The sequence below is a fragment of the Pseudarthrobacter sp. NS4 genome, from assembly GCF_024758005.1.
Taxonomy (GTDB): domain Bacteria; phylum Actinomycetota; class Actinomycetes; order Actinomycetales; family Micrococcaceae; genus Arthrobacter.
In genome coordinates this window covers 1,483,389-1,498,533 of sequence record NZ_CP103288.1, presented here as the reverse complement: position 1 = coordinate 1,498,533, position 15,145 = coordinate 1,483,389, and the positions used below count along the sequence as shown (strand labels likewise).

Genomic DNA, 15,145 nt, shown 5'->3' with positions numbered 1-15,145 from the left:
GCCATCGCTTTGGATGACGTTTTCTGATCATAACAGATGCGAAATGATCACCTAACGTCAAAAGTACCACGGGTCGTTACCTCACCCGGACTCCGGCCCGCCACACAGCGTACGTCAGCGGCATGCCCGGCCGGTAAGCGAGGTGCGTGGCCGAGGGGGCGTTGAGCATGTGCAGGTCCGCGCGGTGTCCGACGGCGATGGAACCGACGGCGCGTTCGCCGTCGGCGTCGTTTCCGGTGTCCTTGTGCAAGGCGAGGGCGCCCCCGTACGTTGCGGCGCGGACCGCCTCGTGCACGCTGAGGCGCATTTGGAGCACAGCGGTGGCAACGCAGAATGCCATTGAGCTGGTGTAGGACGTGCCCGGGTTACAGTTCGACGCGAGGGCCACCTGGACTCCGGCGTCAAGCAGTGCACGGGCAGGGGCCAGCGGCTGGCGGGTGGAGAGGTCACAGGCCGGCAGGCAGGTCGCCACCGTCCCGCGTTCACCCGTCCCGCCGGCGGCGTCCCAGCCCGACCAGGTTCCTGCGAGGGCCTCCACATCCCGGTCAGCGAGGTAGTTCACGTGGTCCACGCTCGCAGCACCGACTTCCACGGCAAGCTGCACGCCCGGCCCCTCGCCGAGCTGGTTGCCGTGGACGCGCAGCCCCAGGCCTGCGTCACGGCAAGCCAACAGGACCCGGCGGGACTGCTCGGCCGTGAAGGCCCCTTCCTCACAGAAGACGTCAGCCCACTGGACGTACGGGCGGACCGCAGCCAGCATGGGGCCGCACACCAAGTCCGTGTAGGCGTCCGGATCCTGGCCGCCGGGAACCAGATGGGCACCCAGGTACGTCACCTGGTCGGCGGTGGTGGAGGCGATCCGGGCACTGCGGGCTTCGTGGTCAACATCCAGGCCGTAGCCCGTTTTCGTCTCCAGGTAGGTAGTGCCCTGGGAGACAGCTTCCGCCACCCGGCCGAGCGCCAGGCGCGTGAGGTCGAAGTCCGAGGTTGCGCGGGTGGCATCCATGGTGACGGCGATGCCACCGGCGGCGTACTGCTCCCCCGCCATTCGCGCCTCGAACTCTGCGGTCCGGTCACCCGCGAACATCAGGTGGGTGTGCGAGTCCACCCACCCGGGAAGCAGGGCCCGGCCGCCGGCATCAACGGCGTCGTCCGCGGCAGGAGAGTCGGCGGCAGGCCCGATCCACGCGATGCGTTCCCCCTCGATCACCACCGCTGCGTCTTTCAGGACCCGCTGCTCAAGGTCCTGCGTCATCAGCTCGGCAATATTGGTGATCAGGGTGCTCATGGGTCCATTCTTCAGCGCCGGACGGACCAGCGGGTGGCCGCCAGCGCCTGCGCTGTCCGGGATTCCGGACGGGCACCCCCGGACTGGCCTGCCAGAATCTGCTCCGCCGCCAGTTCTGCCATGGCCGACGAGGTCTGGAAACCGTAGCCGCCCTGCCCCGCGAGCCAGTAAAAGCCCGATGCTTCAGCATCGAACCCCGCCACGGGGACGCCGTCGGCAGCTTCGGTCCGGAGTCCGGTCCAGGCCTTGCGCACCGCCGTGATTCCGAGCGTGGTCACCGTATTCAGCCGCTCCACGAGCCGCTCCACATCGCCCGCCCGCGGCCGGGCGTCCTCCGGCCCGCTGGGCACTGTCTCCGATGGCGAGATGAGCACGTCGCTGCCCTCCCGCCGGAAGTAGAACGTGCTGTCCGCGGCCGCCACCATCGGGCTGCCCGCCGGCAGGGGATGTCCGACGGCGGCAATCGCCGCAGTGCGCCGGTACGGCTGAAGACCCAACTTTTCCACGCCACTGATAACGGCGAGTTCGTCGGCCCACGCGCCGGCGGCGTTGACAAGGACGCCCGCCTGGAAGGCTTCGGTGCCTGCGCCCACCTGCCAGCCGGAGCCCAGCCGCTGGGCGGAATGGACCCTGTATCCGGTGAATATGTCTGCCCCGGCGGCTTCCGCCCGCTGGCGGTGGTCGGCAAGCAGCAGGGGCGCGTTGGAGCCGAACGACCCGGTGTCCAGGCCAGCTGCGGAGAAGGATTCCGGAACCAGCACCGGGCAGAGCTCAAGAGCTTCGGCATGGGTAATGGGCTGCATGGCACCGCTGGCCTCCGCCGCCACGTCGGCTTCGCTCCCGATCAGCATGAAGCTCCGCGGCGTCAGGACCGGTTCGGGCAGTTCGGCATCGCGGGCCGCCATCAGCTCCAGGGTCCTGGCCGTAAGCTCCTGGACAACCGGCGGGCCGTAGCTGGGAATCAGCTGCCGGGCCGAGCGGGAGGATGTGTGGTAGGCCAGCTCCTGCTCGGCCTCCAGCAGCGCCACGCTGCACCGGCCCGCCAGGCTGGACGCCAGGGACAATCCGGCGATGCCGCCGCCCACAATCAGGACATCGTAATGTGCTGCCATGCTTCCATCCTTGCAGAGTCGCAGCGGAACACCGGCGTGGTCAGGAGGTCACCTCGGCGCGGCTGGCGACGAAGGCACCCACGCAGGCTTCGACGTCGTCCGCGGAGTGCGCGGCAGACAGCTGCACCCGGATCCTCGCGGCGCCGCGAGGAACCACAGGGAAACTGAAAGCGGTGACAAAGACGCCGTGCTGCAGCATCCGGTCAGCCAGCTGGGCGGCCAGGACGGCGTCGCCAAACATGACCGGGACAATTGCGTGTTCGCCGGGCAGGAGGTCGAAACCCTCCTCCGTCATCCGCCGGCGGAACAGGGCGGCATTTTCGAAGAGCCGCCGCCGCAGGGCCGCTGAATTTTCGACCAGGTCCAGCGCCTTGATGGTGGCGGCAACAATGGCCGGAGCCAGGGAATTGGAGAAGAGGTAGGGCCTGGCCTTTTGCCGAAGCATGGCCACTACCTCGGCACGCCCGGAGACGTAGCCGCCGGACGCGCCGCCCAGGGCCTTGCCAAAAGTGCCGGTGTAGATGTCCACCCGGTGCGCAACGCCTGCATGTTCGGGCGTACCCGCCCCGGTGGCCCCCATGAAACCGACCGCGTGCGAGTCATCGACCATGACCAGGGCGTCATGCTTTTCGGCGAGGTCGCAGATGGCCTCCAGCGGAGCCAGGTAGCCGTCCATCGAGAACACGCCGTCGGTGACGATGATCCTGCGCCGGGCGTCCTTCGCTTCCACGAGCTTTGCCTCCAGGTCCGCCATGTCCTGGTTGCCGTAACGGAACCGCTGCGCCTTGCAGAGCCTGATGCCGTCGATGATGGACGCGTGGTTGAGTGCGTCGGAGATGACGGCGTCGTCCGCACCGAAGAGGGACTCGAAGACGCCGCCGTTGGCGTCGAAGCAGCTGGAGAACAGGATGGTGTCCTCGGTGCCCAGGAAGCGCGAGACGCGGGCTTCAAGTTCCAGGTGCAGGTCCTGGGTGCCGCAGATGAACCTCACGCTGGCCATGCCGAACCCGCGCTCATCCATCGCGGCCTTTGCCGTATTGATGATCTCGGGATGGTCCGCCAGGCCAAGGTAATTGTTGGCGCAGAAGTTCAGGACGTCGGCACCGGCCGCACCGATCCGGCCGGCCGTGATGTGGCTGGACTGCGGGGAGTTGATGCTGCGTTCGGTTTTGTAGAGTCCGGCGGTGCGGATGTCCTCCAGCTCGCTGCGGAGCTGGTCCTTGATGGAGGTGTACATGGTGTTCCTTAGAGTTGGGTCCAGTCGAGGACAACTTTGCCGCCCGTGCCGCTGCGGGCAATGTCAAAGCCCTTCTCCCACTCCATGGCGGGGAGCGTATCGGTGACCACGGCGGAGACAGCCGCGTGAAGCACCGGGTTTGAGGAGAGCATCGCACTCATGGCATACCAGGTTTCGTACATCTCGCGGCCATAGATGCCTTTGAGCGTGAGCATGTGGGTGACCACTTTGCCCCAGTCGATGGTGATGTCCTGGCTGGGCAGGCCCAGCATGGCAATCCGGCCGCCGTGGTTCATGTTGTCAATCATCTCCGGCAGGGCGGACGGGTGGCCGGACATTTCCATGCCGATGTCAAAGCCTTCCCGCATGCCCAGTTCGCGTTGGGCGTCCCGGACGCGCGTGGTGGAGACGTCGATGGCAATGTCGGCGCCGAGCTGGCGGGCCAGCTCCAGCCGCGGACGGGAGACATCCGTGATCGCGATCTTGCGGGCACCGGCGTGCCGGGCGACGGCGATGGCCATCAGTCCGATGGGTCCGGCGCCTGTGATCAGGACGTCCTCACCCACCAGCGGGAAGCTCAAAGCCGTGTGCACCGCATTGCCGAACGGATCGAAGATGGCGCCCAGCTCAGGGGTCACCGACGGGTCGTGGTGAACCCACACGTTGGTTTCCGGGATGACCACGTATTCGGCAAATGCACCATCGCGCTGCACGCCCACGCTGACCGTGTGGATGCACATCTGGCGGCGCCCCGCACGGCAGTTCCGGCAGATTCCGCACACCACGTGGCCTTCGCCGGATACCCGGTCCCCTACCTTGACGTCCCGGACGTCCCCGCCTGTTTCCACCACTTCACCGTAGAACTCGTGCCCGGCGATCAGTGGTGCCTCGATGATGCCCTGTGCCCAGGAGTCCCAGGACTGGATGTGAAGGTCGGTGCCGCAAATCCCGGTGGTCATGACGCGGATTTTCACGTCGGCCGGACCTGCTGCGGGCTCCGGGCGGTCCACCAGCTCGAAACCGGCCTGTGGGCCGGCCTTGTACAGAGCCTTCATTCGCTTCCTTACTCCTTGTCGCGGCTTCTTCTGCAGGACGCTGCCCTCCTCATTAGAGCGGGGAAGAAGCTTTAGCACAACAGCAAATTTCTCAATCGACGATGTAGTTACAGCTAATGCGTAGACTGGCTGGATGGAGATCCACCAGCTCGAAATCCTGCGTGAACTTGGCGCTTTGGGCAGCGTCAAAGCGGTGGCCGACACGCTTATGGTCACCCCGTCGGCCGTGTCCCAGCACTTGGCACTTCTGCAGCGCACCGTGGACGTGCCACTCACCCGCAAGGAGGGCCGGAACCTGGTGCTTACCGAGGCAGGGCAGGTGCTGGCGGACGCGGGTGCCGCCGTCGTCAGCGCCATGGCCGATGCCAGGAGTGCGATCGGGGTCTATCACGGATCGGCTGCCGGCAGGGTGACGCTCAGCGGCTTCCACAGTGCCGGGCAGGCGGTCTTCGCGCCACTGGCCAAAGTGCTGGACGCCCCCGGGCAGCCGCGTGTCGAACTTTCCGACGAGGACGTGGCGCAGCAGGACTTTCCGGCCCTGACGGCGCGGTATGACCTGGTCCTCGCGCACCGGATGGACCACAGTCCCCGGTGGCCCGCGGAACGGGTGACGGTGATCCCGCTGGCCCACGAACCGCTGGATGTGGCGCTGCCTGCCGGGCACCGGCTGGCGGGAAAGCCGGCGGTGACAGCGGACGACGTCGGCGGTGAGGCCTGGGTGACCAGCCACGCCGGCTACTCCCCCGCCGATGTACTGTCCGCCGTCGCTGCCGTGTCCAGCCGCGAGCTGAACATCGTCCACCGCATCAACGACTATTCCACCGTCGCGGCGCTGGTGGCTGCCGGCGGGGTGGTGGGGTTGCTGCCGCGGTACACGGCCGGACCGGTCCTCAACCCGGACATCGTGCTCAGGCCACTTGCCGGCATCAGCACCCGGCGGAGGATCGACCTCCTTGCCCGGCCGGAGAACCTGAAGCGCCGCTCGGTCATGATCGTGTGCGAGGCGCTGCAGGACATCATGGCGGGGCTTGTGGAGCAGGGCTGACCCCAACCAGGTAGCACTAAGTGTCGTTTTGATTGCCCAAAACGGCACCTGCTGCTACTTGCTTCCGCTGCCATGCCCCTTGCCCTGGCCGTTGCCCCGTCCCATTCCAAGCCCCGGCGCATCTCCGGCACCCTCTGCGATCCGCTCCGCCGTGGCCTGGCCACCGTTCCTGACCCCGGAGATCCGGACAACCTCCCCTGCGGCGATGTCCGCGATGGTTCCGTCTGACGGCTTAAGCCGCTTGCCGTCGTCGCCCCTTGCCGGGCCGCCGTCCGCGGCCGCGGAAGGGATCCTGGTGATCCTCGTTTCGGCATTGACCGTGTACGTCTGCGTGTAGCCGTCGTCGCTCCTGACGGTGATGGAGGTGTCGCTGACGGACTCGACCGTTCCCCGCTGGCCCAGCACAGTTTCGAAGGTCCCGTCGGCCTTTTTGACCACGCTCTCGCCGTGCAGGTGCTGGGGGCGCTGTGACTTGTCAGGCTTGTCCTGCCCGGATTTGGCCTGGCCAGGAGCCTTGCCGGACTTTCCGGGCCCGGACGTTGACGACGACGGAGCAGGCGGCAGCGAGTCACTGGCGGACCACGCGAACGCCACCCCGGTCCCGGTCAGCGCGAGTGCCACGGCTCCACCGAGCGCGGCCTTGCGGAATCCCAGCGGTTCCCTTACCGGCATCTCCATACCTCCCACAGCAACGGCAGGGCCCTTCTCCCGCGAAACGGCGCCCTGGAGCTTCAGTGTAGAGCGGGGCGGCAGCGCCGCACACGAGTAGTCTGCGGCTGCCGGGAAGCGAGTACTACTTAACAAAAACCGGGTAGCAGTAGATGTCGTTATGACCGCTCAAAACGACATCAACTGCTACCCAGTTGGGGGGTGGTTAGACGGTGACGCCCAGCTTCTCCAGGATCAGCTCGCGGACCCGCCCCGCGTCGGCCTGGCCACGGGTGGCTTTCATGACGCCGCCCACGATGGCGCCGACGGCCTGTACCTTGCCGCCGCGGATCTTGTCGGCGACGCCTGGCTGCGCGGCCAGGGCGGCGTCGATGGCTTCCAGCAGGGGGCCGTCGTCGGATACGACGGCGAGGCCGCGCTTTTCGACGATCTCCTCCGGGGTGCCTTCGCCGGCGAGTACGCCGTCCAGCACCTCCGAAGCCATTTTGTTGTTGATCTTGCCCTCTTCCACCATGCGCGACAGTTCCACGATGGTGGCGGGACGGACGCCGAGCTGGCCGGGGTCCACGTCGGCGTTCTTGGCGCGGCCCACGATCTCGCCCATCCACCATTTGCGTGCCACGGAGGCGGACGCACCGGCGGCGATGGTTTCCTCGATCTCGTCCATGACGCCGGCATTCACCACGTCGCGGAATTCCAGGTCGGAGTAGCCCCAGTCGGCCTGCAGGCGCTTGCGGCGGGCGGCCGGCGGCTCGGGCAGGGTGGCCCGGAGCTCCTCGACCCATTCGCGCGAGGCGACAAGGGGAACCAGGTCCGGCTCCGGGAAGTAGCGGTAGTCGTCGGCGTCGGACTTGGGACGGCCCGAGGTGGTGGTGCGGGTGTCCTCGTGCCAGTGGCGGGTTTCCTGCACCACGGGGTTGCCGGCGTCCAGGACGGCGGCGTGGCGCTGGATCTCGTAGCGGACGGCGTGCTCGACGGCGCGCAGCGAGTTCACGTTCTTGGTTTCGGAGCGGATGCCGAACCGTTCACGGCCGTGCGGACGGAGCGAAACGTTGGCGTCGCAGCGCACGTTGCCGCGTTCCATCCGGGCGTCGGACACGCCAAGGTTCTTCACGATTTCACGGACCGCAGCCACATAGGCCTTGGCCAGTTCAGGCGCCCGGGAGCCGGCTCCTTCGATGGGTTTCGTGACAATTTCCACCAGCGGAACACCGGCGCGGTTGTAGTCCACCAGCGAGAAGTCGGCGCCGTGGATGCGGCCCGTGGCCCCGCCCATGTGGGTCAGCTTTCCGGCGTCCTCTTCCATGTGGGCGCGCTCGATTTCCACGCGGAACACGGTGCCGTCGGACAGCTCGATGTCCAGGTACCCGTCGTACGCGATGGGTTCGTCGTACTGGGACGTCTGAAAGTTCTTGGGGGTGTCCGGGTAGAAGTAGTTCTTCCGGGCAAACCGGCAGCTCTCTGCGATCTTGCAGTTGAGTGCCAGGCCGATCTTGATGGAGGATTCGACGGCGGTCCTGTTCACCACCGGGAGGACGCCGGGCATGCCGAGGTCCACTTCGTTGACGTTGGTGTTGGGCTCGTCACCGAAAACGTTCGGCGCGGAGGAGAACATCTTGGTCTTGGTGTTGAGCTCCACGTGGACCTCGAACCCCAGGACGGGATCGTACTTCTCCATGGCCTCTTCGAAGCTCAGGATTGTCTCGGTGTTCATTATTTTGCCTCCTGGCTTCCAACAAGGGTCTGGGCAGGCTCCGCCACCGCTGCGGCGAGGTCCGGTGCGCTCTGCAGCAGCGGGCCTCCCCACTTCGCTTCAAGCAGCGATTCCAGGACAGCGCCCACCCGGTACAGCCGTGCGTCCTCACGGGCGGGGGCGAGCAGCTGGATGCCAACGGGCAGTCCGTCCTCGTCCGCCAGGCCGCCGGGCAGGGACAGGCCCGGGACGCCGGCCAGGTTGGCCGGGATGGTGGCGACGTCGTTGAGGTACATGGCCAGCGGGTCGTCCAGCTTTTCGCCGAGGCGGAAGGCGGTGGTGGGGGCCGTGGGTGAGATCAGGACGTCCGCGACGGTGAAGGCGGCGTCGAAGTCGCGCTGCACGAGGGTTCGGACCTTCTGTGCCGATCCGTAGTAGGCATCGTAGTAACCGGCGCTCAGGGCGTAGGTGCCCAGGATGATACGGCGCTTGACTTCGTCGCCGAAGCCGGCGGCGCGGGTGGCGCCCATGACGCGTTCGATGGTCATGGGTCCGTCCTCGGGGAGGACGCGCAGGCCGTACCGGACGCCGTCGAACTTGGCGAGGTTGGAGGACGCCTCGGAGGGCATGATCAGGTAGTAGGCGCCCAGTGCGTACTGGAAGTTGGGGCAGGAGACCTCAACGATTTCCGCGCCGGCTTCCTCGAGCAGCGCCAGGGAGTCATTGAAGCGGTTTTCGACGCCGGCCTGGTAGCCCTCACCGTGGAGTTCCTTGATGATGCCGATCCGCATGCCCTCGACGTTGCCGGTCTTGGCTGCGGCCACGAGGTCTGCCAGCGGGTCCGGCAGCGAGGTGGAGTCGCGGGGGTCGTGCCCGCCGATGACCTCATGCAGGAGGGCGGAATCCAGGACCGTCCGTGAAACCGGGCCGATCTGGTCCAGCGAGGAAGCCATGGCGATTGCACCGTACCGGGAAACGCTGCCGTACGTGGGCTTCACGCCGACGGTGCCGGTGACGGCACCCGGCTGGCGGATGGAACCGCCGGTGTCGGTACCCAGCGCCAGGGGTGCTTCAAATGCGGCGACGGCGGCAGCGGAGCCGCCACCGGAACCGCCGGGGATGCGGTCCAGGTCCCAGGGGTTGCGGGTGGGACCGTAGGCCGAGTGCTCGGTGGAGGAGCCCATGGCGAACTCGTCCAGGTTGGTCTTGCCCAGGATGGGCATCTTCGCCGCGCGCAGGCGTTCCACGACTGTGGCGTCGTAGGGGCTGTGCCAGCCCTCGAGGATCCTGGATCCCGCCGTGGTGGGCTGGCCGACCGTGACAATGAGGTCCTTGACCGCGATGGGGACACCGGCCAGGACGTGCAGGGCCTCCGCCCCGGCGCCGCCGGCGGCGCGGATGGCATCGACTTCGGCGGCGACCGCGAGGGCTTCCTCCGCGTTGATGTGCAGGAACGCGTTCACGCCGCGTTCGCCGCCGTCCACTTCGGCGATCCGGTCCAGGTACGCCTGGGTGACCTCGACGGAGGTGACCTCGCCTGCAGCCAGCTTTTCGGCCAGCTGCGCCGCGGACAGGCGGATGAGTTCGTTTGAGTCAGTCATGGGTTATGCCTCATCCAGGATTGCCGGGACCTTGAAACGGTTTTCGTCGGAATCGGGGGCACCGGAGAGTGCCTGTTCCGCAGTAAAGGTGTGTCCCACAACGTCCTCGCGGAACACGTTGGTCAGCGGAATGGGGTGGGACGTTGCCGGGACATCATCACCGGCGGCCTGACTGACGGATTTGACCGCATCAACGATGACGGCCAGTTCTCCGGCCATCCTGTCCAGCTCTTGGGCACTCATCTCGATGTGAGCGAGCCGCGCGAGATGCGCAACGTCGTCACGGTTGATCGCAGCCATGGATCTCCCCTGCAAAGTTTGAATTGATTTCCGATCCATTCTAGTGGGGAAACGATGATGCCCGTCTGACGGCCCCCAGCGGGCGTCAGACGGGCACCTTCATGCCGGGCTGCCGCCCACAGGGGGCAGCACCGCCGGCAGCTACAGACTAACCGATCCCGATGGCTCCGGTCAGCATGCCAATTCCCAGCATGACCAGGGATACTACGGCGCTGCGCCACAGGACTTTCTTGTGGTGGTCGCCGAGATCGACCTTGGCCAGCGACACCAGGAGCAGGATGGCGGGAACCAGCGGGCTCTGCATGTGGAACGGCTGGCCGGTGATGGAGGCCCGGGCCATCTCGGCCGCACTGATTCCGTAGTGGGCGGCGGTCTCGCTGAGGACCGGCAGGACGCCAAAGTAGAAGGCATCGTTGCTCATGAAGAACGTCATGGGGATGCTCAGGACGCCGGTGATGACGGCCAGGAACGGGCCCATGGAGGCGGGAATGATCTGTACCAGCCACGCTGACATCGCTTCCACCATGCCGGTGCCGGTGAGGACGCCGGTCAGGACTGCAGCAGCCATGACCATGCTGACCACGGCGACGATCGACCCTGCGTGGGCCACGAGCTGGGTGCCCTGGTCCTTGACGTTGGGGAAGTTCACCAGCAGGGCGATCGCGGAGCCCACCATAAAGACGTACGGCAGGGGCACGAGATCGGCGATGAGCATGCCCATGACTGCCACGGTGAGGCCCAGGTTGAACCAGAACAGCTTGGGGCGCAGGGTGCTGCGGTTGGGGTCCAGGGCGGTGCCAGCCATCGCTGAATCGTCCTCGTCCACCAGGGGTTCGGTACGTTCGAGCACGGCAACGCCTGATCCGCCGACGGCGGGGGCTGCTCCGCCGGGGTTGGCCCCCTTGCGTCCGCGGCCGGTTCCGGTGCCGCCGGCAACGCCGGCGGCAGCGCCGCCGTCGAACGCTTCAGCGGTGTCCGGCACACCCCAGATCTCAGGGGCAGTGGCGCGGAGGCGATTGCGCTCCTGCAGGCCGAGGAGCCAGGCGAAGGCGAAGACGACGGCGACGCCGGCGATCAGCGACGGGAGCATCGGAACGAAGACGTCATTCACGTCGATCTTCAGGGCGGTTGCGGCGCGGGCCGTGGGGCCGCCCCAGGGGACGATGTTCATGGTGCCGTTGGCCAGGCCGGCCACGCAGGTAAGGACCACGGGGCTCATCTTCAGCCGGAGGTAGATCGGCAGCATGGCCGCGGTGGTGAGGATGAAGGTGGTGGAGCCGTCGCCGTCGAGGGATACGGCGGCAGCGAGCAGGGCGGTGCCCAGGACCACCTTGGCGGGGTCGTTGCCCAGCTTGCGCAGGATGAAGCGCACCAGCGGGTCAAACAGCCCGACGTCGATCATCAAGCCGAAGTAGATGATGGCGAACATCAGCAGGGCTGCGGTGGAGGTCATGGACTTCATGGAGTCCAGGACCATGTCACCGATGCCGAGGCCGGCACCGGCGAAAAGTCCGAAAACGGTGGGGACGATGATCAACGCCAGCACTGGCGTCAACTTCTTCGTCATGATCAGCACCATGAATACCGCGATCATTGCGAATCCAAGTAATACCAGCACGGCCGGCTCCTTCTTTGTGAACAGCGGCACAGCGGTGTGACGCGTGCTACAGACTGTAGGGTGGCGGCCGTCACGGCCGTGCCTTTGGCTCAATTGATTGGCATACTGCTTATTGGGAGCATTTTGCTCATTGTGCTCACCCGCCCAATTTTGCTGAAAGCAACTGCTGCGGGCCGCGCCCGCAGCCGCCGAACACGTCAAGGAGGACCATGCAGCGTTCCGCGCGCCGCCCGCCGTTGCGGTTCTCCACCCAGACACTCCTGCTGCAGCTGGCCGTGGTGCTGCTGGTGGTCCTGCTCAGCGCGGCCGTCCACGCCTGGCTTACCTATGACAGGGTGGGCAGCGAGGCGGAGAACCAGGCGCTGACCCTGGCCCGGACCGTGGCCTCGGACCCGTCCGTGCGCGCGGACGTGCTGGCCATCAGCGAAGAGGAAGGCACTCCCCCGCAGTCCGAACTCGCGGCCGGCCCCCTGATGCAGGAAGCCGAGGCTGCACGGTCGCGGACCGGCGCGCTGTTCGTGGTGATCACGGACGAAACGGGCCTCCGGCTGGCACATCCGGATCCGCAGCGGCTCGGCGAAAAGGTGAGTACTGACCCGTCGGAGGCGCTGGCCGGGCGGGAGGTCACCACCCGCAATACCGGAACTCTTGGCCCCTCCGCCGGGGCAAAGGTGCCCGTCTACGCCCCGGGCAGCACCACCGTGGTGGGCGAGGTCAGCGTGGGCTACTCGATGGAAACCGTCGCCCAGAGCGTGGCGCGCGATATCGGGCCGGTGGCAGTGACGGCCGCGGGCGCCCTGCTGGCCGGGGTGCTGGGATCTTTCCTGCTGCGCCGCCGGCTGCAGCGGCTCACCCTGGGACTGGAGCCGGAGGAGATCAGCACGCTGGTCCACGACCAGGTGGCGGTGCTCCAGGGCGTGGACGACGGCGTCGTCGGCATATCGGCCGACGGCCGGATCACGGTCTTCAACGCAGCGGCACAGCGACTGCTCAGCCTGCCTGACCTGGCGGGAACGCGTTGGGAGGACGCCCCGGTGCCGGACCAGCTGAAGTCCCTCACCAGACCCGGGCACGCCGGCACGGGCGCCCTGGAGATCGTGGCGGGCGGTCGGGTGCTGGTGGCCAACGCACGCAAGGCGCTGCACCGGCGGGAAGACCTGGGCTGGGTGGTGATGCTCCGCGACAGGACTGAACTGCAGGAGCTCACCAGGCAGTTGGACGCCGTGGGGACCATGTCAACAGCGCTGCGCGCCCAGCGGCACGAGTTCGCGAACCAGCTGCATACCCTGGCCGGGTTCATGAGCATCGGGCAGCACCAGCAGGCGCGGGAGTACCTGGCGCAACTGGCTGCCACCGGGCCGCTCAAGTTTCCCGTGGACCAGGCCGAACTCCTCCAGGACCCGTACCTCCAGGCCTTCGTCGGAGCCAAGGGCGTGGAGGCCGACGAACGCGGCGTCGCCCTGCGGGTCGGGCCGGAGACACTGGTCCGCGGCCACGTCACCGAGGCCCAGGATGTCACCACGGTGCTGGGGAACCTGATCGACAACGCCGTCAACGCCGCCGTGGCCGGCACCTCAGCTGACCGCTGGGTTGAAGTGGAGGTGCTGGATGAGCCGGGCGACGACGGCGGCACCCTGCACGTGGTGGTCGCGGACTCGGGTGACGGGCTGGCTGACGGAACGGATGCGGAGGCTGTCTTCGCCGAAGGGTTCACCACCGCCACCGGGCCCGTGCGCGCCGGCGGAGGTCAGGGCTTCGGACTCGCACTGGCCCGCCAGCTGGCACGGCGCCGCGGCGGTGACGTCAAGGTGCTGGCTCCCGGCACCAGGGGCGGGCCCGGCGCAGTTTTTATGGCCACATTGCCACACACCACGGCGGGAAGCTCCGCCGCCAAGACGCCGGGGACGATTCGAAAGGACAACGATGGCTGAGGATTTTCGGGTCCTGATCGTGGACGACGACTTCCACGTGGCCAAGCTCCACGCCGCCTACGTGGACTCGGTGGCGGGGTTCCTGGCGCTCGCGCCGGTGGGCACCGCCTCGCTGGCGCTGCAGGCCATCCACAGCCTGCGGCCTGACCTGGTGCTGCTGGATGTGTACCTGCCGGACGCCTCGGGCCTGGACCTTTTGCAGCAGCTGGACGTGGACACCATCATCCTCAGTGCGGCCTCGGATGCGGCGTCTGTGCGGCTGGCTTTCCGCCGCGGCGCCCTGGGATACCTGCTGAAGCCGTTCACGGCGGACGCACTCTCACAGCAGCTGCGGTCCTATGCCCGGTACCGGCGCCTCCTGGCCCAGCCCGGCGCGCTGGACCAGGACTCGGTGGAGCGGGCCAAACGTTCGCTGATCCCGGGCGATGCCACGCCGTCGGCCAGGCCTCGGTCGGCGACGGAAGCCGCGGTGCTGGAATCGCTGGTTCCCGGCGAGCAGTATTCGGCGGCAGAGGTAGCGGGCCGGGTGGGCGTGTCCCGGGCGACGGCGCAGCGGTACCTGTCCTCGCTCGCGGACGACGGCGCCGTCGACATCCAGCTGCGCTACGGGACCACTGGCAGGCCGGAGCACCGCTACGGCCTGCCCACGGGTTGATAGGTCAGCCGGCGCTCTTCTGCGCCACGAGTTCGATTTCGACGAGCATCTTCGGGTCCAGGAACGGCAGGACGTGCACCAGCGACAGGGTGGGGCGGATGTCGCCGAAGACTTCGCCGTGGGCGCGGCCGGCTTCTTCCCACTGGCTGATGTCCGTCAGGTACAGCTTGGACTGGACCACGTCCTCCAGCCCGAAGCCGGCGTCAGCCAGGACCTTGCCGAGTTTCTGCAGGATGTACTGGGTCTGGCTGTAGAAATCGTCGCCCACGACGCCGTCCCCGCCGCTTGCTGCGGTGGCCGAGATGTAGAGCGTGTTGTCCACCTGGACGGCGCGGGAGTAGCCGAGGGTCTGTTCCCAGATGGAGCCGGTGCCGAAGGTTTTGCGCATGGTGGGCCTTTCAAAGCTGGAGCGGGTCGGCACCACTTTAGGGCGGCTACAGATCCCGCCGGTAAACCAGCAGTTTTATGTCAGTCCCGGGCACGAACCAGTCCCTTTCCGGGGCCCTGGCGAAGCCGGTTTTGTAGTACAGGCTGCGGGCACTTTCCCAGGTGCTCCCGGTAGTCAGCGACACAGCCTTGATCCCGTCCAATTCCTTGGCATGTTCAAGGATCGCCGCCATCATGGCCTTTCCCGCCCCGCTGCGCTGCACGGCCGGGTCCACCACCAGCATCCGGAACTCGAGCTCATCGTCAAGGGCGATGTCCGCGTAAGGTTCCCCGGCCCGGGCAAGCGTGACCGAACCAACCACCTGCCCTGCCCGCTCGGCCACCCAGACGGTGGCCTGGCCGGCCCGGAGCGCCACGTCCTGGACCTTGCGCATATAGGGGTGGTCGGCGTCGTCAAAGTACCCGGCAGCCAGGTAGGAATTCCTGGTGATGCGGGCAACGGCGTCGAAGTCGGATTCGACGGCGGGACGGACAGTTATCTGCGGATGCACCCG

14 protein-coding genes are annotated in these 15,145 nt (G+C 67.1%); 3 read left to right on the top strand and 11 right to left on the bottom strand.

All coding sequences use genetic code 11. The features are described 5' to 3' along the window. Positions 1 to 76: 76 nt before the first annotated feature. From hutI to tdh, 4 genes are read right to left on the bottom strand one after another with little or no spacing between them, the layout of a single operon-like run. Positions 77 to 1,288 (bottom strand): imidazolonepropionase, encoded by a 1,212-nt coding sequence (gene hutI / locus NXY83_RS06980; protein ID WP_258805361.1) that lies wholly within the window; start codon positions 1,286 to 1,288, stop codon positions 77 to 79. 11 nt (positions 1,289 to 1,299) lie between these two features. Continuing rightward, positions 1,300 to 2,400, bottom strand: a complete 1,101-nt coding sequence (locus tag NXY83_RS06975) for an NAD(P)/FAD-dependent oxidoreductase (RefSeq protein ID WP_258805360.1) — start codon at positions 2,398 to 2,400, stop codon at positions 1,300 to 1,302. Between the two features lie 40 nt (positions 2,401 to 2,440). Beyond that, positions 2,441 to 3,637: a glycine C-acetyltransferase gene (locus tag NXY83_RS06970; RefSeq protein WP_258805359.1), complete on the bottom strand. Its 1,197-nt coding sequence runs from the start codon at positions 3,635 to 3,637 to the stop codon at positions 2,441 to 2,443. Positions 3,638 to 3,645: 8 nt separating this feature from the next. Continuing rightward, positions 3,646 to 4,692, bottom strand: coding sequence for an L-threonine 3-dehydrogenase (gene tdh, locus NXY83_RS06965; protein WP_258805358.1), 1,047 nt, complete (start codon positions 4,690 to 4,692; stop codon positions 3,646 to 3,648). A 133-nt stretch (positions 4,693 to 4,825) separates the two neighbouring features. Between tdh and NXY83_RS06960 the strand changes: the two genes are divergently transcribed. Then, a complete protein-coding gene (locus NXY83_RS06960) occupies positions 4,826 to 5,737 on the top strand; it encodes a LysR family transcriptional regulator (protein ID WP_258805357.1) in 912 nt (303 codons plus the stop codon). A 54-nt stretch (positions 5,738 to 5,791) separates the two neighbouring features. On the opposite strand, the gene NXY83_RS06955 is transcribed toward NXY83_RS06960, so the two are convergent. From NXY83_RS06955 to NXY83_RS06935, 5 genes are all read right to left on the bottom strand, one after another. Next, on the bottom strand, positions 5,792 to 6,409 hold the full coding sequence (locus NXY83_RS06955) for a DUF5666 domain-containing protein (RefSeq protein ID WP_258805356.1): 618 nt from the start codon (positions 6,407 to 6,409) through the stop codon (positions 5,792 to 5,794). Positions 6,410 to 6,611: 202 nt separating this feature from the next. Beyond that, entirely contained in the window at positions 6,612 to 8,120 is a 1,509-nt protein-coding gene (gatB, locus tag NXY83_RS06950; protein ID WP_258805355.1) for an Asp-tRNA(Asn)/Glu-tRNA(Gln) amidotransferase subunit GatB, read from the bottom strand. Continuing rightward, entirely contained in the window at positions 8,120 to 9,700 is a 1,581-nt protein-coding gene (gatA, locus tag NXY83_RS06945) for an Asp-tRNA(Asn)/Glu-tRNA(Gln) amidotransferase subunit GatA (protein WP_258805354.1), read from the bottom strand. Before gatA ends, gatB begins: the two co-directional genes overlap by 1 nt. A gap of 3 nt (positions 9,701 to 9,703) precedes the next feature. Then, positions 9,704 to 10,000 (bottom strand): Asp-tRNA(Asn)/Glu-tRNA(Gln) amidotransferase subunit GatC, encoded by a 297-nt coding sequence (gene gatC / locus NXY83_RS06940; protein ID WP_258805353.1) that lies wholly within the window; start codon positions 9,998 to 10,000, stop codon positions 9,704 to 9,706. A 148-nt stretch (positions 10,001 to 10,148) separates the two neighbouring features. Then, positions 10,149 to 11,618: a CitMHS family transporter gene (locus tag NXY83_RS06935; protein WP_258805352.1), complete on the bottom strand. Its 1,470-nt coding sequence runs from the start codon at positions 11,616 to 11,618 to the stop codon at positions 10,149 to 10,151. Between the two features lie 209 nt (positions 11,619 to 11,827). On the opposite strand from NXY83_RS06935, the gene NXY83_RS06930 reads away from it, so the two are divergent. Then, entirely contained in the window at positions 11,828 to 13,549 is a 1,722-nt protein-coding gene (locus tag NXY83_RS06930) for a sensor histidine kinase (RefSeq protein ID WP_258805351.1), read from the top strand. Then, entirely contained in the window at positions 13,542 to 14,204 is a 663-nt protein-coding gene (locus NXY83_RS06925; RefSeq protein ID WP_258805350.1) for a response regulator, read from the top strand. Before NXY83_RS06930 ends, NXY83_RS06925 begins: the two co-directional genes overlap by 8 nt. 4 nt (positions 14,205 to 14,208) lie before the next feature. Here NXY83_RS06925 and NXY83_RS06920 read toward each other — a convergent pair whose 3' ends face one another. Next, the gene (locus NXY83_RS06920) at positions 14,209 to 14,592 is read right to left on the bottom strand and encodes a RidA family protein (RefSeq protein ID WP_258805349.1); all 384 of its coding nucleotides are present in this window, start codon (positions 14,590 to 14,592) and stop codon (positions 14,209 to 14,211) included. A gap of 46 nt (positions 14,593 to 14,638) precedes the next feature. Beyond that, positions 14,639 to 15,142 (bottom strand): GNAT family N-acetyltransferase, encoded by a 504-nt coding sequence (locus tag NXY83_RS06915; RefSeq protein ID WP_258805348.1) that lies wholly within the window; start codon positions 15,140 to 15,142, stop codon positions 14,639 to 14,641. Between the last annotated feature and the right edge of the window lie 3 nt (positions 15,143 to 15,145).